Source organism: Imperialibacter sp. (assembly GCF_040222815.1).
GTDB lineage: Bacteria > Bacteroidota > Bacteroidia > Cytophagales > Cyclobacteriaceae > Imperialibacter.
Map to the genome: position 1 here is coordinate 77,619 of NZ_JAVKCH010000025.1, position 19,692 is coordinate 97,310.

Consider the following 19,692-nt stretch of genomic DNA (forward strand, 5'->3'; position numbering starts at 1 on the left):
TATTGTTTTGGCAAAAATCCACGTTTAGCGTAAAGTAATTTTAGTGAGATATTGGGAGTTATCAAAGGTAAGTTTGATGATATACGACTTGTCTGACGAGCGAAATTTGATAGTTAGGGGTAGCTTTTCACTAGCCATAGTATTTCTAGGCAGTGCATTGACAGGCTCTTCTACAAGGCACTTTCTTCTCGTATAAAACCTGTTGATTTTATATATGCCATTGTCCGCCTCATGTTAAACGCTTAACAGGAACCTAGGCAAATATTCCGTTTAGCAGTTTAAAAGAGGGGTGAGACAAGCGCTTTTCACTTACTTGTGTCGGCGCTTGCCACTAATGAAGAGTTATATATGGATAGAACCTTTCACAATGTCCTCGCCACCCCTACTTACTATATTTTGAATAGGTGTTATCATGAAACGCATGATTGACCTCCATCGCTATTTTGGAGCGTCACTATTCAAATCTATTACATGTGAGGGCGTTCGACGTACTAATGGATAAGTTGGTACTAGTTTAAAACAGATCTGGCAGGAAAGCTGGTCACCCAAACGACGGTTTGCGTGCTTTGGTTTCCTTGTCAAGCGCCAGTTTATATTCTGTAGGGGTCAGTCCGGTCTCTTCTTTGAAGATGCGGTTGAAGCTTGTTTTGGCATTGAACCCGCACTCCATGGCGATGCCTAGTACGGAATAGTGGTGGTAAGAAGGGTCGGTCAGCATCAACTTTACTTCAGCCACCCGGAACTGGTTGATGAACTTATAGAAGTTCTTTTGTTGCCCCGAATTGATGATGTGCGATAATTTGTGCCTCGATATCTGCAGGTCGTCGGCCATCATCTGCAGGTTGTATTCCGGATTGCGATAGGGCCTATTTTCAATCAGGTAGTTTGTTACCATTGCCGACAGCGACTCGACCTGATCCTGCGTAAGAGAGGTGTTGGCTGGTTTAAAATCTGGCTCTTCGGCTGGTGTGTGCGGGTAATGAGGTACCAGCATAGGTTTCTTTTTCGAATAAATGGCCGACTGATTGATCCCGAAGTAGACCATGATAAAAGTGAAAATGGTCATGTTGGTAGCTGTCTTTGTGTAGCTCACAATTCCCAGTCCCAGAATATTGTTGATGAAAAAGCTAATAAAGCTGGCTATGAACACCACCAAAAACAACGACAAAACGAACAGTAGCCAGTTCAAAGAGTTTTTGCCTGAGTAGTTAGAAAAGTAAAGCGGGATATTTTTCCGGTGTTTGATAAGGAGCTGCCAGCCCAAAACCCAGTACAAGAGGGCCGAGACCATGATCAGAGAATAGTATATTTTATTGTAAACGAAATTGGGATTTTCCGACAAATCGGAGCTGCTGGCAATGTCTACGACCGGAATGATCGACCGATGAATAGCGACCAGGAGTAATGGCAGCAAATGAATCAGGTGCTGTGGCTTTAGTTTGAAATTTTCGACAGTTAGTGAACTGATATAAAGGTACAGGAGCGGCCCTGAAAGAAATGAGATGGGGAAAATACCAGGTTTGAAATAGTCCACCACCCGGAAGGGAAGCAGGCTGGCTCCTAAATGAATAGATATAACCGCCATCCAGACGGCCAAAAGAGTAAAGCTCAGATGCTTTGGACGTTTGGTTAAAAAAACCAGGATGCCAAAAACCGCCTGGACAAATCCGATGATGTTGATCGTGTTGAGCAATGGATCGTTTGGGTAGGGTGCAAAACTTTACTTTAATCTACTGTTTTGTATCCGGTAGCAAAAGGAAGTTGTCGGGGAGTTGGGCAATATTGTCCACAAGCGGATCAAATAGTTAATTGTGACTTTTTCTTTGGCTCATGTATCTAACAGGTAATTTTTGAGTTTTTTTTGTCAGGGCTTACAGTTTGAGTCAAGAAAAAAGGCTAATAACCCCAACAAACGAGCAAACTGTTTTAAATTAAGGCAACTTTTTTTGTCGCATAATTTTTTCGATCAGCTAATGTCATTTTCCGATTCAGTTTCAAGCACACAGCCATCCGCCCAATCTGTTATCAGCGATAAAATACTCCAATGGACAAAGACCCTGCTCATTACCATGGTGTGGGTGAGCGCCGGGCTGTTTGGTCTTTATATCCTGGCCTTCTATGCTGCTCCGCTGGCGGGAGGTAACCTGGATAAATGGAACGACCTGCTCCCCAATCTTTATCGGGAAGGTGACACCGCAGCCACTTCCGGTATTGGCCTGCACTTTGCCGCAGGGGGAATCATTCTCATTCTCGGAAGCATTCAGCTGATTGATGCTGTCAGAAATAGTTACCCGGCGTTTCATCGTTGGGTTGGCCGTGTATATGTTGTTGCTTGTCTGCTTGCTGCCGTTGGCGGGCTGACTTTTATCTTCGTAAAGGGAACCATTGGCGGCACGGTGATGGACATAGGCTTCGGCCTTTACGGTGTATTGATGTTCATTGCAGGCATTCAAACCTATAGGCACGCCGCTGCACGCCGCATCGACCTTCACCGGGTATGGGCTTTGCGCCTCTACGCTCTGGCCATTGGCTCCTGGCTTTACAGGATGGACTACGGCTTTTGGTTTTCCTTTACCGATCGCCTTGGGCACACCGAGCATTTCACTGGTTTATTCGACCGGGTGATGGCTTTCTTCTTCTACTTGCCCAACCTGCTGGTGGTGGAGCTTTTTGTTCGTTCCCAAAAAGCCAACAGAACGGCCTTGTACAATTATGGCGTTGCTTTCATTCTGCTGCTTACCACAGGGTTTTTAGGACTGGGCACGTATTATTTCACCAAGCTGTACTGGGGCCCGGCGATTGTTGGGTGGTTGATGGCGTGAGCCTAATACTCATAGCGCCATGTAGCGAAATGCCGGAAAATCATGCCGTTTCTTTAACCGCTACCGCATCCAGAATGTACCCGATCACCTTCTCATCAGCAATAATCTGGTTATGGCTGGTGCCAGTTACATGCACGAAGGAGGACATCGGCAGCATTTCGTTGAGTTCGAGACCCTTCGTGAAAGGTACTGTTTTGTCGTGCTCGTCGTAAATCATGTGCAGGTCGAGGTGCTTCAGGTTGTCGGCCTTATTTCTGAGATCAAAATAGTCGATTGACTCATGGTAGTGTTTTTCTACCAATTCACACATTTCGGTGAACACCCGCTCTTTGCAACCTACCTGGTCAATGATTTCCTGGAAGAAATACCGGGTATACGGTGGCGTAGCAATAATAATTAAATGATTGGGGTGGAAGGCGGTGCTCATTTCATTCACGGTTAGTCCGGCGGCCAGTCCGCCGATGGAATAGCCCACCAGGGCGTGATAGGGGCCATTTCGTGTATAGTGGGCTTTTAGCACGTCCCGTATTTCAGGGAGTGCGGTATGAGTACCCGCTGACAAGCCATGCCCCTTCATATCTACGCCTTCAACCGTATAGCCCTCTGCTACAAGTGTTTCAATCATCCGGCGGAAGTCAGCAATTTTTGAGCCCCAGCCATGAGACAGCAAGATGGTTTTACCGTTGCTGGCGTCTGCGGGCAACCACCGGTAGGCCTTAAGGTCATTTCCCCTGTACTTGATGACGCTGATTTCGGCCTTTTCAATCAGGGCATGCTGTTTGTCGTTGAACCTCACCCTCGGAGTCTTGGTGAACTGGTTCCAGATAATGGAAGAGGTTAATTTGGGAGAAACGTGCTGCAACGTATGAAGCCCCTTGATCAGCCATTCCATTTGCACATTAGCCTTTTTGGCTGGCTTCTTTACTTTCTTTTCTTCGCTTGATGTTTGGATAAGTACTTTTCTCATAGCTATATACCGATTGGTATTTAATTAGGTAAAAAAATTAGACTGTTATTGAATCAATGAGTGAATGAAGGTATTTCTTAACGACACCATATGACTGTCCATCACCTTCGACCTTCGAAAGCACAATCGCTCCCTGAATAGAAGTATAAATCATCATACCAATAGCCTCAGCATTGACACTGGCATCAATTTGCCCTTCCCTAATACCACGGGCTAATATTTTGGTAATGGAGGTTTTCATGATACCGACGGATCGAATAGCTTTCGACCTCAGCTGCGGGTAGTTGTCGTCTGCTTCCACGCTGGTGTTAATGATAGGGCAACCTCCCGAAAACGGCGGTGACTTTATGTACTCTTCGTGATAATTTACTATAGCTTTAAGCTTTAGTGGAGCTGTTGCCGCAGCGCTGATCCTTTCTTTCAATTCCTGCATCACCACTTCAATGGCATATTCGAAAGAGGCTTCTGCTACCTCATCCTTGTTTTTGAAGTTCCCGTAAATGGCCCCCTTGGTAATGCCGGTGGCTTTGGTAATGTCAGAGAGAGACGTGGCCCGATAGCCTTGTGTATTGAACAGGGATATCGCTTTCTCTATTATGAGCTGCTTAGTGGCCTCCGGGTTTCTCATTCTTACAAATATACCGATTGGTATTTTATAATCAAAATACGGACTATCGCACGAAAGGTTTCATAGAAGGAATAGAACATCTAATTTTGGCAACTTATGCCGGACTTGAAGTTGTTGAACGTAGACAGGGTGCCTACGCAGGGGGTGAAAGAACTGCTGGACAATAATATCATTGGCACGCCGGGAAAGAGCATGGTTTACCAGCACCTGCAGGCTGAAGATAAGTATATGAGCATTCCTCAGCCATTTTTTGTCAGCCTGGTTCGCAGAAGCAAAGTGATAGCCACCTGTTGCTTTTGTAAACGGGAAACAAGCAACAGGGGCGTGGTGGGCGAATCGTATTATGTGAGGTACTTCACCTTTCATCCTTCGTTGAGAAAACTTGGTGACAAGTACATAGAACGGCCTCACGAAGACGGGGTGTTGCGTCGTGAGATTCGCTCGTTGCTTAGTGGTGCGGATTTTGAAGCAAAGGCTGCCCATTTTTTTTATGCGTATGTCGATGGCGGAAATGTAAGATCGGAAGCCTTTGTGAAGGGCTTTGGTTTCGAGAAAGTGGGCTCCTTCGTGTCGCTGGTGTTTAGCAGGTTCAATCCACGGTTGAGTAAAACTGTTGAAAAGCTATCGCCGGATGAATGGGACGATTTTAAGCCCAGGCTGCTAAAGTTTTACAGCGACCATGCACTTGTAACGGACGAGAACCTTTTCTACGAAGGGAACTACTTTGTGATCAGAGAGCAGGGAGAAATAGTGGCAGGCATTCAGGCAAATCCGGAGAATTGGCGGGTGGATGACATGCCGGGAAAGGCTGGTAAAGTGATGATGAATGTTTTCCCAAAAGTGCGACTGCTGAGCAAGATTTTTCACCCCAACTATCGTTTTGTCACTGTCGAAGGGGTATATTATAAGTCTGGCCACGAAAAGAAGCTGGCCCAATTGCTGGCACATGCGCTGGCAGTAAATGGCGTCTACTCAGCTGTCAATTGTGTCGACCCGACTTCCAGACTTTACCCTGTCATGCAATCACTGGGCCTTGGGTTAGTGAGCAAGCTTCGCAAGCCCAAACTGGTGGATGTGATGGTGAAATCGAATGGTGTTGATGTGGCCGACTTGAACGGGCCGGTGTATGTGTCGGCGGTGGACGTGAGTTGAGAACGAATTAAAGAGGTTACGCTGTACTGAAGTGCAGAGTAACCTCTTTAATCCAATTCTCTATCGTTTTTCCTCTGATTTTTTTGTAATTAGGGTGTCGTATTTTATGAAACACCTGCTTAACTACCGGTTCCTTATTTTGCCTGCCATTGCCCTTGTTATAGGACTAGCCGTCTGGCAAATGTACCCCCGCAAAAAAGTTGACTTCAGCACGGAAGTCAAGCCCATTCTTAACCAGCATTGTATTACCTGCCATGGTGGTGTAAAAAAGAACGGTGGCTTTAGTGTGCTGTTCAGAGAAGAAGCCCTGGGTGATACTAAGTCAGGTAAGCCGGCTATCATCCCCGGTCACGCTGATGAAAGTGAGTTAATGAGAAGGCTTCTGGCCAATGACCCGGAGGTGAAAATGCCTTATAAGAAGAAGCCGCTGTCTGACGAAGAGATTGATATTTTAAGGCGATGGATTGATGAAGGAGCAGAGTGGGGGGAGCATTGGGCCTATCAGCCGATAGAGAAACCAGAACTGCCTGCCGCCAAATCCTTTGCGTCTTTGAAGGAAAGTAAAGTGCCAGCGTCAGAGCAACCCATTGATCTTTTTATCAGAAAGAAGCTTTCCGAAGTTGGCCTGCAGCCTTCTGCAGAGGCGCCCAAAGAAATTTTACTGCGAAGAGTAAGCCTGGATTTGACCGGGCTGCCACCGTCCGATAAGTTGGTAGGAGCTTTTCTGGCAGAAGAGAATCCAATAACCTATGAAGAGGTGGTAGACGCTTTGCTGGCCGATCCAGCCTATGGGGAGCGCTGGACGGCGATGTGGCTTGATTTGGCCAGGTACGCCGATACCAAGGGCTATGAGCGGGATCCAGGCCGGGAAATCTGGCATTACCGTGACTGGCTGATCAAAGCATTCAATGAAGACAAGCCTTACGACGAATTTCTCACTGAACAGCTAGCTGGAGACCTTTTGCCCGATCCCACCGATGACCAGCTCATTGCCACAGCCTTCCACCGGAATACCATGACCAACGATGAGGGCGGCACCGATAATGAAGAGTTCAGAGTAGCTGCCGTGCTTGACCGTGTCAATACTACCTGGGAGGTGCTGATGGGCACTACTTTCGCCTGCGTGCAGTGCCACAGTCATCCTTATGACCCGATAAGGCATGAGGACTATTATAGATTTGCCGCATTTTTCAATAATACGAGGGACGAAGACACCTATGACGAATATCCTTTACTGAGGCATTTTGAAGAAGGAGACAGCACCAAGCTGGCCTCTCTGAAGAACTGGCTTGAGGAAAATGCCGAGCCTGCGAAATCGAAAGAGATGGTTCAATTTGTAAAGACCTGGCAGCCCGCCATCAATTCTATCACGGCCGACGAATTTGTCGATGCAGAGCTTGCCGATACTAAATGGCTGGTGTTCCGCAATCATGGCGTGGCACGGCTGCCAAGCGTGGAGCTTACCAGCAAGAACCTGCTCACTTACCGTTATCGAACCAATATCAAAGACGGCACATGGACGATCAGACTGGATGATCGAAAAAATGGTACTGTGATCAAAGAGTTGAAAATGAAAGATACCGGTGGTAAATGGGCAATCGACACGCTTTCTTTTGCCGGAGTAGAAGGACGCCACCATGTTTATCTTTCCTACGAAAACCCCATCCTTACTAATCCGGTGGCCAACGGCATTTTCTTCGACTGGTTTCACTTCTCCAGCCAGTTTCCTGGGGGTGAGGCTGCCGATGAAGCCCAAAGTACCTTTTGGGAGCTGGTAAACGCCAAAGTAGAGACGACGCCGATTATGGTGGAAAATCCTCCCGGGATGGCAAGAGAAACGTATGTGTTCGAAAGAGGCAACTGGCTGGTAAAAGGGGAGAAGGTGGAGCCCGGCGTTCCTGAAGTCTTCCCAGGTTTACCCGAAGGGGCACCTGCCGACAGGTTGGGTATGGCCATGTGGATGACTGATCCTGCCAACCCACTTACAGCGAGAACGATCATCAACCGACTTTGGGAGCAACTGTATGGTCAGGGGTTGGCGGAAACGCTCGAAGATCTCGGCAGCCAGGGTATAGAACCGACTCATCCTGAACTGCTGGATTATCTTGCCTGGCAGTTGGTGAACGATCACGACTGGAGCCTGAAGCAAACGCTGAAGACGATGGTCATGTCGGCGACCTACAGGCAAAGTTCAGTGGCAACCGACGACGTGCTTGAAAAAGACCAATTCAATCAATACTACGCAAGGGCTCCACGCACCAGGCTCTCAGCAGAACAGCTGCGTGACCAGGCATTGGCAGTCAGCGGATTACTGAGCAGCAAAATGTATGGCCCGAGTGTGATGCCTTACCAACCTAAAGGAATTTGGAATTCTGCCTACTCCAATGCCGAATGGAAGCAAAGCGAAGGGGAAGACCAATACCGGCGTGGTGTGTATACATACTGGAAGCGCACCAGTGCTTACCCAGCTATGCTTACTTTTGATGCCACCGCCAGAGAGGTGTGCGTTGCCCGCAGAATACCAACCAATACACCATTGCAGGCGCTGGTGCTGCTCAACGACTCTGTGTATGTGGAAGCGGCAAACCATTTGGCGTTGAACATGAGGAAGGCTGAAACCAATACGGCTGACCAAATTGCCTGGGGGTACAAGGCCGCCATGAAAAAGCCCATTACACCAATGAAGAGTGAGGCATTGGAAAACCTTTACAACGAAGCACTCAGAGGCTATGAAGGAAAAGATAGCGCTGAAGCGCAGGCAATGCAACTGGTGGCAGCAGCCATTCTTAATTTGGATGAATTTGTAACGAGGAATTAGTATGACCAACTACGAGAAACTGATTCATGAAGCTAACATAGAGCAGGCCAGGCTCAAAACCAGGAGGCACTTTCTCAAAGACTGTGGAATGGGCATGGGGGCCATGGCTTTATCGTCCGTTTTGTGGGGCTGCGACGCTGGTGCCAATTTAAACTCATTTTCCTCACGCAACCCAATGGCACCGAAAGCTCCTCATTTTCCCGGACGGGTCAAGTCAGTGATTTATTTGCACATGGCTGGTGCTCCGTCACAACTGGAGCTTTTTGATTACAAACCTGAGTTACAAAAGCTCAATGGTCAAGACTGCCCAGCGTCATTCCTCGATGGGAAACGTTTTGCATTTATTCGTGGAGTGCCCAAAATGCTGGGCCCTCAGGCCAATTTCAAACAAAGAGGCCAAAGTGGGGCATGGATTTCCGACTTTTTGCCTCACCTGCACAGCATTGCCGACGACATCACCTTTGTCAAAGCACTTGAAACGGATCAGTTCAACCATGCACCGGCTCAGCTGCTGATGCACACGGGCGGAGCCAGACTAGGCAGGCCAAGCATGGGTTCGTGGGTCACGTATGGCCTCGGAACAGAGAACCAGAACCTGCCTGGCTTTGTGGTACTCACCTCTGGTGGAAGCACTCCTGATGCCGGGAAAAGCGTGTGGGGAAGTGGCTTTTTGCCAAGTGTTTATCAGGGGATTCAGTGCCGCTCAGTCGGCGACCCGGTATTGTTTATTAACAATCCCGATAACGTAACCCGTGATTTGCGCAAAGCATCGATTGACGCCATTAACAAGGTAAATCAGGAAACACATGAGGAGTTCAACGATCCGGAAACGTTGACTCGCATTTCTCAGTATGAGCTGGCTTTCCGGATGCAGATGTCGGCACCCGAGGTAATGAATATCGATTCAGAACCCCAGTATATCAAAGACATGTACGGAGTGACTCCTGGCAAGGCAAGCTTTGCCAATAACGTGCTCCTGGCTCGCAAGCTGGTGGAAAATGGAGTGCGTTTTGTGCAGCTTTATGACTGGGGCTGGGACACGCATGGCACAGGCCCGGACGCATCCGTTGGGGCTGGCCTGCAGGGCAAATGCCGACAGGTGGACAGGGCCACAACAGCACTGATCCTTGATCTGAAACAACGAGGTCTGTTGGATGAAACGTTGGTTGTCTGGGGAGGTGAATTTGGCAGAACGCCCATGCTGGAAAACAGGGAGGGCAAGGCTAATCCTTACCTGGGCCGTGACCACCATGTGGAAGCATTCACCATCTGGATGGCCGGAGGTGGCATTAAGAAAGGCTTCAGCTTTGGGGAAACCGATGAGATAGGCTATGCGGCGGTGAAAGACAAGGCGCTTACGTACGACATACAAGCCACCATTTTGCACCAGCTAGGCTTTGACCATGAAAAGCTAACCTACCAGTTTCAGGGGCGCCCGTTCAGGCTAACCGATGTGCATGGAAGGGTGCTGACGGAGATATTGAGTTAGATATTAATACTAATTATTTTAGTTTAAGCTAATAAATTTGACATTTTGCGTTGGCGTCGCTAATTTTAAGCAAAAAATTAATGAAGGAATTTACATCTTTGGAACTATGCGCAGGTGCTGGTGGGCAGGCATTGGGGCTCGAGAAGGCCGGTTTCAAGCATTTGTCTTTAGTTGAAATAGAGCCTCTGGCTTGCCAAACGCTTAGGGTAAATCGCCCGGAATGGGATGTTATTCAAGGAGATTTGAGAAATTTTAGTGCAAAGCACCTTCTTGGTAAGGTAGATTTGGTTGCTGGCGGAGTCCCATGCCCACCATTTTCTGTAGCCGGCAAGCAATTGGGAGCTATGGATGACAGAGATTTATTTCCTGAGGCGATAAGGATTATTAGCGAATGCAATCCAAAGGCGATAATGTTGGAAAATGTGCGAGGCATCCTTGATCCTAAGTTTAAGGACTATCGTGACAAAATTATACAAGACTTGAAGGGCCTGGGGTATGAATGTGACTGGAGTTTGATTAACTCTTCCGACTATGGTGTTTCACAGCTAAGACCAAGAGCAATTTTGATAGGTCTTAAGCCAGAGTATTATTCTCAATTTAACTGGCCAGCGAAAAAGAGTGAACTACCTCTGTCTGTTGGAGAAATAATTTATGAGGAAATGGCTAGTCTTGGCTGGTCCAATGTAGAAGAGTGGAAGAAGAAAGCTAATAGGATAGCCCCAACTTTAGTAGGAGGCTCGAAAAAGCATGGTGGAGCGGATCTTGGCCCCTCAAGAGCGAGAAAGGCATGGGCAGAGCTTGCAGTCGATGGTTCTAGCTTAGCAAACAGGCCGCCAATGAATGGCTTTGAGGGCAATCCAAAGTTAACTTTGGAGATGACAGCGCTTATTCAAGGCTTTCCAAAGACATGGAAATTTGTTGGAAAAAAGACCCCAGCTTATCGTCAAGTGGGAAATGCGTTTCCTCCGCCGGTAGCGAAGGAAATTGGCAAATCAATTATTCAAGCCTTGAGTCATGACAAAAAGTGATAATAATCCTACGTCAGGAGCCGGAGCAAGATCGAAGCTCAGGTCGCATTTTCTCAATAATATAGGGAAGGTGTTGGACTTAAACGAGCTTAGAGAAGTTGCGGGAATAAGTGAATGGGCTAGAAGGGTGAGGGAACTCAGGAATGAAGAAGGCTTAAACATCTTGACACATAATGATCGCAGTGACCTTAAGCCAGGTCAATACATTTTAAATGACAATAAGCCTCTGCCAGCATTTGAGCGAGGGATATCAAAAGAAACTCGAGCGTTGGTACTTGATAGAAATGGATTTACGTGCCAAATGTGTGGAGTAGCCGCTGGTGAAGTACATCCCTATGACGGCGGAAGGAAAACAAGACTACACATTGGTCATATCATCGATAAATCTATGGGGGGTTCCGACGAACCTTCCAATTTGAGAGCAATTTGTTCAGTTTGCAATGAAGGAGCGTCTAATTTAACGCTAAATAGACCAGAAGCGATCAAGCTACTGGTTCAGGTTAGGAGGGCACAGGGAAAGGATCAACTGGATTTGCTTAAATGGTTAATAGGTAAATTTCCTAATCAGGCTAAGGAGTTTTTGCAAGAGTGAAAGCTTATTCGCAGTGTAGATAGCCGAAATTATTTCGATGAAAAGAAGAGATTTTATTGGAACCACTTTGGGAGCAGGCATAGGGTTAGCAACTTCGCCCTTATTGGGTTCTCAAACACAACAAATCAACACACCTGACATGAAGATTAAAATACTGGCTACCAACTGGGGGGACGGGGATACCATAGAGGACTTTTGCAAAAAGATCAAAAGCTATGGCTATGATGGCCTTGAGGTATGGTATCCAACCGATGCCGGAGATAGAGAAAGGTTGGTGAGTGCAACCAAAGCCAATGGATTAGAGTATGGCTTTCTTGTGGGTGCCTATCAACCTGAGTTTCAGCCGCATTTTGAGCTCTTTGAGACCAACTTGCGAGCCGCAGTAAAGATGAAGCCACTGTACATCAACTGTCATTCCGGAAAAGACTTTTTCTCTTACGATCAAAATAAGCAGTTTCTCGACTTAACCAGCAAAGTGAGCAAAGAGTCAGGTGTGGGCATTCATCACGAAACGCATCGGTCCCGCATCATGTACTCGGCTCCGGTTACCAGAAACTTCATTGAGAAAAACCCGGAACTGACATTGACGCTCGATATTTCACATTGGTGTAACGTACATGAAACCCTTCTTCAGGACCAAAAGGAAACGGTAGATATGGCTTTGCAACGCACCCGTCACATTCATCTGCGTGTGGGGCATCCGGAAAGTCCACAGGTGAACGATCCAAGGGCGCCCGAATGGAAAGAGGCCCTTGACCAGCACCTGGCGTGGTGGGACAAGGTGATCGAGCTTCGGAAAAAGGCCGGTGCTGATACCATGACCTTCCTGACTGAATTTGGCCCGGCTGACTATATGCCTACTATTCCTTATACCAGACAACCCGTTGCCAACCAGTGGGACATCAACAGGTATATGCTAGAGTTGATCAGAAAACGATACACTTCATAACCCAGCTACTCAGGCTTTTATGGACTACGGTATCGTTTCATTTATTGGCAAATTCCACCCCCTGCTTGTGCACCTGCCTATCGGTATGCTGATAATTGCCATCCTTTTTGGCTTTATGAGCTTAAAGGAAAACTACAGTTACCTCAAGGGAGCTAACCACATTGTGCTTTTTCTTGCAGCGATTTCGGCCACGCTGTCAGCTTTTACAGGCTGGATACTTTCACAATCGGGTGGTTACGCAAATGAACTGATCGACTGGCATCAGTGGATGGGCATAGGCCTGGTTGTTATTAGCTGGGTGGCATTTTTTGTGCATGCGAGGAACGAAAAAGCTTTTAAAATGGTGTTGATTGTTTCAGGACTGCTTTTGGTTGTTACCGGACACCTGGGAGGCAGCATTACACATGGAGACGGCTTTCTGACGCCTCCGCCACTCTCGGAATGGTTTGTAAAAGAGGGAGCGGCTGTTCCGCCTATTGTTCTGACAAAAGAGACGCTGGGATATGAGGCCATTGCTAATATTGTGGATAGAAAATGCAAGAGCTGTCACGGCCCCGGCAGCCAGAAGGGAAAGTTGAGACTCGATTCACCTGAAGAAATGCTGAAGGGAGGGAAGCACGGAGAAGTGATAGTGGCTTCTTTACCAGAGGAAAGTCATTTGATAGAAAACATCCTCTTACCGATTGACAATGATGATCATATGCCACCTAAAGAGAAGAGCCAGTTGAGTAAGGCCGAGATGGCTATATTGGTGGAGTGGGTGGCTACAGGTGCTTCTTTTGACAAGACCGTGGAAGAACTGGTCTGGAGCGATAGTCTGATTATGGCGTACAATGCTGCTACCTCTAACAAACCAGCTACTTATACCTATACTTTTCAGGGTAGCGTTCAGCCTGTAGAGGCAAGTTTAGTGACCAGACTCGACACGCTGGGTGTGAGTATCGTACCTGTGAGCGACGGTAGTAACTATTTGAATGTGAACTTCTTGCATGTGCCTGAGCAGTACATGACCGAGGCTTTTCAGTTGCTTACGTCCATAAATAAACAGTGTGTGTGGCTGGACTTGACAGGAAAAGCTCTTCAGCCCGAACACCTTGAATACCTTGGGAAGATGCAAAACTTGACGAAGCTGAGTCTCAAAGACTGTGGATTGAACGATAGCCTTATGTCGAAATTACAGCCTTTGTCGAGATTGGAATACGTGAACCTTGTTAATAATCCAGTAACAGCAGACGGCATCAAGACGTTACAAGGTAACGCCGGTCTTCAGCAATTGTTCCTCTTTCAAACCGAGGTGCAGCCTACGGATACCGCCGCCTTAAGGGAAATATTTGAAAAAGCGTTGATAGACCTTGGTGGTTATGAAATGCCGCTGATCGAGGCTGATACCAGTAAGATTATTTATTGAGTACCTCTTGCCTTTTTTTGATGAGGGTACCAATGCCAAAGCCGATCAGCAATAGCCAGGGGAATCCGTGAAAAATTGTATCGAACCAGTCCATAGGCTGCATGCCGACTGCGCCTCCTGCTACCCACTTGAGTTTACCCCAAATGTGCGGCTCAGGGAAGAAGGGAGCCAGGCCCAGAGTGAGGCAGAGTAGTAGAATGGTTTTTATGGAGAATACCTTCATATCTTCTTTTTTCTGCAAAGGTAAGTTAGCCGAAAGTAGAGATGAGTGACATAAGTTACTCCCGGAGCAAAAAGTAAGGCCTTTGACTCAAAGGAATCAAAGGCCCTGGTATCGCTGCTTGTTAGGATTTACTCGCAGGCTGCGTCATTCAATGTTGTATCCCAGCAGTGGTACAAGTTATCCTCAAAAAAGACCTGGCTTTTAATTTTTCCGTTGCTGTTCTCGGCACTCCAGAGCACCTGTATTGTATTTTCGGTATTGGTGTCAATGATAGTGACGTTTCTGTTCAGCTCGGCACCGGCATCAACCATATAGCTAATAGAACTTCCGAAACTGTCGCCCGGCTTTTCAACTGTGAAGGTCACATCTGCAACTCCGTCAACCTCCGATTTGGACCATTCTGATGACAGCCACGCATTTGGTTTTTCGGGGCTTTCGTAGAGTGTCCATGTGCCGGCATTGGCCATGAAATTGGACTCCCCCGTAAACCACACGAAGTCAGAAAAGCCACCTGCTTTCGAAATATAGCCTGTCCAGGTAACATCACTGCCATCCACGTCAGCAGTAAGTTTTACGGAGTAAGAACCACTGTTAGGAACAGATATATCATAAGCCCAAACCCATAATTTGGTTTCTGTATCAAATGTAGCCTCCTGATTCACCGCTAGTTTAAACGCAGTGACAGGAACAACCAACGCCCCGGAAAGGATGCCAGAATACACGCCAACACTTGTAGCAGCATAAACCCAATTCCTGACAACCATTTGCCTGCCACCTCCATCACCCTCACTGCCGCTAAAATCATCAAAATCGGGAGCCATGCTCGTACCAGGAGGCATCGCAGGAGCAGTGCCCGGGTCTACTTCTTCATCTTTGTTACATGACACCAAAAGGATTGAAAATGATAACAGAAATGCTAGTTTTCTCATGTTGAAATTTATTGGTACAACTATAGAATTAACGATCACAAAAGCTGTAAGTTGTATAAAACGAATATTAAATATAATATTTTAAATAAGGTCAAATCCGACTGCCTTGAACGTGCCTTTACTATCGGAATGACAAAATAGGGCGGCTACTCTTGCTATTTTTGCATAAATACTCTGATGTCTTTCACTAACAAATCAAAATCAGGCTGGTGGTTGTACATCATGTGGCCGCCTTCGTAGTAGGTCAACTGAACCATCTCTTTAGGAATTCCATTGCGTGCAAAGGTGTATTCTGCATCAAAAAAGGGCGTGATCAGGTCATAATAGCCGCAGGCTACCAGCACGTTAAGATCCTTGTTTCTCCGCATGCTTTCGGCAAGCTTGCGGGCTACATTCACATAAATCGGTTCCCAGTATTCACCTTCCGGCGCATCTCGCCATCTCCAGTTAGCTCCAACTTCTTCGCTGGAGGTTATATAGGGCCTGTCCATTTCAATATTTAGCTCTGAGGCAAAATAGTGATTGAGTGCTGCCGTATAAGCTGCATCCATTTGATAGTCGGAGGCGTCACCAAGTGTTGGATATTCTGCCACGTCATCTGCCTCATCGCCTTTGAATCTTCCATCGAGTCTGCCGATGGCAAGTCCTTCCTGCTCCATCAATTTCTTCTGAAACCGTGGGACAAGCACTCTAAGGTCCGACTTTATGATGTACTCTTTCGGCAGCCCCGTGAAATACGAAAGCTTGTCAGCAATTTGACTTTGTGTTTCAGCACTGAGCATGGTTCCTTTTAGCAATGCGGGCGCATACTCATCGGTTGTGAATACCCGACATTCCTGCACAAAATCCTCCAGTGTTTTGCCTTGTCCGGCTTTCTTGTGGTACCACGCAGTAGCAGCCATGCTCGGCAGGTACGTAAGATACGAGATCACATTGCCGTGAATGGAGGTGGATCCCTGATAGTCGACTGCCTGAGAAATCAGGACAAGACCGTTCATTGATACACTTTGTCCGCTTCCTTCCAGCGCATTTGTTACCGCCGCAGCCCGTGTGGTGCCGAAGCTTTCACCAAATATGTACTTGGGAGAATTCCACCGTTTGTTTTCTGTGATCCAAAGCCTGATAAATTGTGCCACTGAGTTGGCGTCTTCGTTTAGTCCCCAGAAATCTTTGCCGGTTCCTTTGCCAACGGGAACGCTGAAGCCAGTGCCAATAGGGTCTACAAAAACCAGGTCCGTAACATCGAGCAGACATTGTTGATTGTTCACGATAGGATAGGGGGCACCGCCGTCGTCCGTATCTGCATTGCTGGCGATTTTTACAATTCGAGGCCCGAGAAAGCCCATGTGTAACCAAACAGAAGCTGAGCCAGGGCCGCCGTTGAAAATGAAAGTGACAGGCCGCTTGCTATAGTCAGTGAGGCCTTCCTGCAAATAGGAGACTGACCACAACGCTCCAATAGGCTCGTTTTTGTCGTTTTTCAGATGTGTTTCCTTTCCGACGGCTTTATAACGCACGGCCTTTGCGTTGAAAGTGCCCTGATGCTGAGTGATAAATGATTTCGGCGCAGGTATATCGTTTACTATTGAGTCAGCCTTCTGTGCATGGGATAAATGCACGAACGCAAGTAAAGTGAAAGCGCATAGAATGGATTTCATTGAGTACACCATTTTGAGTTGAATGTTTTGTGCCCACAAGTTGATCAATCTTTTTTATTATCAACAGAACAATACATAACGAAAAATATGTTGTGATGTGAGTAATGTCACGCAATGTGTCGGACGGTATTTTTATACTTGCCAAAACCTTTGATATTTGTCGGGCTAAGCGAATTTTAACAGAACAAACCCTATTATAAATGTTCTCATACGATGCCAGGGCGCTGAGTGGAGAGTTGTCAGCCATTATTGAATCCTCTGTTTCTAACGATGCCTGGCAATGGCTTCAGGAAAAATCGGGTGATATATCTTCCTCTGAAACCGGGCCAGCATTAAATGTGGCTTTCGCTGCTATTCCCAGAAAGCTTGGCAAGAATCATTTGAGCCTTAGCGAAAGTACCATTGCTAACATCCAACAAATCAGACCTGGTTTTCAAATAACCAATTGGTCAATTGACCGCTTGTGTCGGGTGTGGGTGCTGATTCACGTGCCGGCTGCGAGCAAGACCAATTACTTAGCCAGGATTCAAAACTTATTTCTGGCGGCGGAAATGAATGAGCTGGTGGCGTTGTATTCTGCGCTGCCTGTGTTAGCTTATCCCGAAGCGTGGAAAGCCCAGTGTGCCGAAGGGATACGAAGTAATATCGGTGATGTGCTGGAGGCAATTATGTGCAATAACCCTTATCCCTCTGAGCAACTCGATGAAGCTGCCTGGAATCAACTGGTGCTGAAGGCAATATTTACAGAAAAACCGTTGCATTCGATTATTGGCCTGGACGACAGGGCAAATTTGGAGCTGGCCAACACGCTCTCCGATTTTGCGCATGAAAGATGGGCGGCGCACCGGGCAGTACCTCCCATGTTGTGGAGATGTGTCGGGCCTTTCATCAATGAAAAAACCATAGGGGACATGGAGCGCCTGGTGCTGTCTGTTGATAACACCGAAAGAGAAGCTGCGGCCCTTGCCTGTGGTGCAAGCCAATTTCCTGCTGCCGCTGAACTCCTGAATAGGAACAAACAGCTAAATGCATTGGTTAAATCGGGCGACATTTCCTGGGAAAGTATAGCAAAGAAAACAGAGCTGGTTTAGCTCAGAATAAAAACTGAACGATTATGTGTTGTAGTGATAATTTTACTGAGGCGGACTTACAAAAAAGGGACGCCAACCCTGTTTATCTCGATAGTGTAAAGGGTATGCAGTTTTTCGACCCGCATGTGCACATGACATCCCGCACGACGGACGACTACCAGGCCATGGCGGATGCCGGTGTGGTGGCCCTCATTGAGCCTGCCTTCTGGCTCGGGCAGCCCCGAACGGGCATTGCCACTTTCCGTGACTACTATGCCAGCCTGATCGGGTGGGAGCGGTTCAGGTCTTCGCAGTTTGGCATCAAGCACTACTGCACGATAGGGCTGAACAGCCGGGAAGCCAACAATGAGGCTTTGGCTGAACAGGTGATGGAAATTCTGCCACTGTTTATTTACAAAGAAGGAGTAGTGGGTGTTGGTGAAATAGGTTTCGACGACCAGACACCGGCAGAAGAGAAATTCTATCGGGCACAGCTTGACCTCGCCAAAGAAGCGGAACTGCCTGTGCAAATTCATACACCTCACCGGGACAAGAAACGAGGCACCCAGCGTAGTATGGATATTGCCCTGGAGCAGGGTCTTGATCCCAAAATGGTAATTGTGGATCACAACAACGAAGAGACGGTAAAGGAAGTATTGGATCGTGGCTTTTGGGCTGCTTTCACCATTTATCCTTTCACCAAAATGGGCAACGAGCGGATGGTAGAGGTAGTGAAACAGTATGGCCCAGAGCGAATCATGATCAACTCAGCTGCCGACTGGGGCATCAGCGATCCGCTGGCAGTGCCTAAAACTGCCGCTTTGATGAAGCAGCATGGTATTAGTGATGATGTCATTCGTTTGGTTACTTATCAAAATGCCATCACGGCGTTTGGCCAGAGTGGGCAAATCGACGAAGCTGACTTTGCCTCAGTGAAAGACATCGACCAAAGCCAAAAATTCGAAGGTAATACGGTTTTGCGTGGCGGCCAGCAACCACGCATGGACAAGAACTCCCTGATCATCAAATAATTTGAAGCAAATCATAGGACTCTTGCGCCTTACGAGGCCAGCCAATATTGTCACTGCAGTAGCCGACATTCTGGCTGGTGTGGCTATTTCTGGTTACCTGACCGCCTTCACCCACGGGGCAACGCCCATTATCTGGCTGAGCCTGGCCACCATGGGCTTATATGGTGGCGGCGTTGTACTCAACGACGTGTTTGATGCAGAGCTTGACGCCGTGGAGAGGCCGGAACGACCGATTCCCAGTGGTGTGGTTTCCAGGTTTATGGCAGCAATGTTTGGGATGGTGCTTTTGGGTATCGGTATTTTAGCCGCTGGCAAAGTTAACTGGATGCCTTCCGGGTTGATCGCTGTGGCCATCGCCCTCTTCTCAGTTGTCTACGATAAGTGGGGTAAACATCAGTTGATTTTGGGGCCCATCAACATGGGACTCTGTAGGGGCTTGAATCTGGCGCTTGGTATGAGCATTGTTCCTGTCATCCTCGATACCTATTGGTGGCTGGGTATTGTGCCGGTGATTTACATCGCTGCTATTACCATGATCAGCCGGGGTGAGGTGCACGGAGGTAGTAAACTGACGCTTTACAGTGCACTGGTGCTTTACGCAGGGGTAATTGGCGCCATTTTGTGGTTCTCTGTAGAAAACAGCACTTTTTATCTCACATTGGGTTTTGTGCTCGCATTTGGCGGAATGATTGCTCCGCCGCTGTTCAAAGCAATAGCCGACCCGGTAGGTAAGAATATTGGAAAGGCAGTGAAAGCGGGAGTCATCGCATTGATATTAATGAATGCTGCCTGGGCATCTGCTTTTGGCGTTACGTATTTTGCCCTGGGTATTGTACTTTTGTTGCCCTTGTCGTTATTGCTGGCGAAAGCCTTTGCTGTAACGTGAATTTGTTTGTTTTAAATTTTCAGCCTGACGTCAGGCAATTAG

The 19,692-nt window shown here is 47.4% G+C and carries 17 protein-coding genes; 11 read left to right on the forward strand and 6 right to left on the reverse strand.

Annotated features, from left to right (window positions below):
* Positions 1-541: 541 nt before the first annotated feature.
* Positions 542-1,693, reverse strand: coding sequence for a helix-turn-helix domain-containing protein (locus tag RIF36_RS13275; RefSeq protein ID WP_350119179.1), 1,152 nt, complete (start codon positions 1,691-1,693; stop codon positions 542-544).
* Between the two features lie 280 nt (positions 1,694-1,973).
* On the opposite strand from RIF36_RS13275, the gene RIF36_RS13280 reads away from it, so the two are divergent.
* Positions 1,974-2,822, forward strand: a complete 849-nt coding sequence (locus tag RIF36_RS13280; protein ID WP_350119182.1) for a DUF2306 domain-containing protein — start codon at positions 1,974-1,976, stop codon at positions 2,820-2,822.
* A 40-nt stretch (positions 2,823-2,862) separates the two neighbouring features.
* On the opposite strand, the gene RIF36_RS13285 is transcribed toward RIF36_RS13280, so the two are convergent.
* Both RIF36_RS13285 and RIF36_RS13290 read right to left on the reverse strand, forming a co-directional pair.
* Positions 2,863-3,789, reverse strand: coding sequence for an alpha/beta hydrolase (locus RIF36_RS13285; protein WP_350119185.1), 927 nt, complete (start codon positions 3,787-3,789; stop codon positions 2,863-2,865).
* A 37-nt stretch (positions 3,790-3,826) separates the two neighbouring features.
* Entirely contained in the window at positions 3,827-4,417 is a 591-nt protein-coding gene (locus RIF36_RS13290; RefSeq protein WP_350119188.1) for a TetR/AcrR family transcriptional regulator, read from the reverse strand.
* Between the two features lie 96 nt (positions 4,418-4,513).
* On the opposite strand from RIF36_RS13290, the gene RIF36_RS13295 reads away from it, so the two are divergent.
* From RIF36_RS13295 to RIF36_RS13325, 7 genes are all read left to right on the forward strand, one after another.
* Positions 4,514-5,569, forward strand: coding sequence for a hypothetical protein (locus RIF36_RS13295; RefSeq protein WP_350119191.1), 1,056 nt, complete (start codon positions 4,514-4,516; stop codon positions 5,567-5,569).
* A 106-nt stretch (positions 5,570-5,675) separates the two neighbouring features.
* Entirely contained in the window at positions 5,676-8,387 is a 2,712-nt protein-coding gene (locus tag RIF36_RS13300; RefSeq protein ID WP_350119194.1) for a DUF1553 domain-containing protein, read from the forward strand.
* Between the two features lies 1 nt (position 8,388).
* Positions 8,389-9,876, forward strand: a complete 1,488-nt coding sequence (locus RIF36_RS13305; protein ID WP_350119197.1) for a DUF1501 domain-containing protein — start codon at positions 8,389-8,391, stop codon at positions 9,874-9,876.
* Positions 9,877-9,956: 80 nt separating this feature from the next.
* Complete coding sequence (locus RIF36_RS13310; RefSeq protein WP_350119200.1) at positions 9,957-10,904, forward strand: DNA cytosine methyltransferase; 948 nt, start codon at positions 9,957-9,959, stop codon at positions 10,902-10,904.
* Entirely contained in the window at positions 10,891-11,496 is a 606-nt protein-coding gene (locus RIF36_RS13315; protein ID WP_350119203.1) for an HNH endonuclease, read from the forward strand. The genes RIF36_RS13310 and RIF36_RS13315 overlap by 14 nt, the downstream gene beginning before the upstream one ends.
* Positions 11,497-11,533: 37 nt before the next feature.
* On the forward strand, positions 11,534-12,445 hold the full coding sequence (locus RIF36_RS13320) for a sugar phosphate isomerase/epimerase family protein (protein ID WP_350119206.1): 912 nt from the start codon (positions 11,534-11,536) through the stop codon (positions 12,443-12,445).
* Between the two features lie 19 nt (positions 12,446-12,464).
* On the forward strand, positions 12,465-13,853 hold the full coding sequence (locus RIF36_RS13325; RefSeq protein WP_350119209.1) for a c-type cytochrome domain-containing protein: 1,389 nt from the start codon (positions 12,465-12,467) through the stop codon (positions 13,851-13,853).
* On the opposite strand, the gene RIF36_RS13330 is transcribed toward RIF36_RS13325, so the two are convergent.
* From RIF36_RS13330 to RIF36_RS13340, 3 genes are all read right to left on the reverse strand, one after another.
* Positions 13,843-14,076, reverse strand: a complete 234-nt coding sequence (locus tag RIF36_RS13330) for a hypothetical protein (protein WP_350119212.1) — start codon at positions 14,074-14,076, stop codon at positions 13,843-13,845. The genes RIF36_RS13325 and RIF36_RS13330 overlap by 11 nt on opposite strands.
* 128 nt (positions 14,077-14,204) lie before the next feature.
* Positions 14,205-15,005 carry a hypothetical protein gene (locus tag RIF36_RS13335; RefSeq protein ID WP_350119215.1) on the reverse strand — a complete coding sequence of 267 codons (801 nt, stop codon included), beginning with the start codon at positions 15,003-15,005 and terminating at the stop codon, positions 14,205-14,207.
* Positions 15,006-15,160: 155 nt separating this feature from the next.
* Positions 15,161-16,663 carry a S10 family peptidase gene (locus RIF36_RS13340; protein ID WP_350119218.1) on the reverse strand — a complete coding sequence of 501 codons (1,503 nt, stop codon included), beginning with the start codon at positions 16,661-16,663 and terminating at the stop codon, positions 15,161-15,163.
* A 200-nt stretch (positions 16,664-16,863) separates the two neighbouring features.
* On the opposite strand from RIF36_RS13340, the gene RIF36_RS13345 reads away from it, so the two are divergent.
* Genes RIF36_RS13345 through eboC form a run of 3 tightly spaced genes read left to right on the forward strand, consistent with a single transcriptional unit; the run spans position 16,864 to position 19,650 of the window.
* Positions 16,864-17,754: an EboA domain-containing protein gene (locus RIF36_RS13345; RefSeq protein ID WP_350119221.1), complete on the forward strand. Its 891-nt coding sequence runs from the start codon at positions 16,864-16,866 to the stop codon at positions 17,752-17,754.
* Positions 17,755-17,777: 23 nt separating this feature from the next.
* Complete coding sequence (locus RIF36_RS13350; RefSeq protein ID WP_502880057.1) at positions 17,778-18,764, forward strand: TatD family hydrolase; 987 nt, start codon at positions 17,778-17,780, stop codon at positions 18,762-18,764.
* A 1-nt stretch (position 18,765) separates the two neighbouring features.
* Positions 18,766-19,650: a UbiA-like protein EboC gene (eboC, locus tag RIF36_RS13355; RefSeq protein WP_350149362.1), complete on the forward strand. Its 885-nt coding sequence runs from the start codon at positions 18,766-18,768 to the stop codon at positions 19,648-19,650.
* The last annotated feature ends 42 nt before the right edge of the window (positions 19,651-19,692 follow it).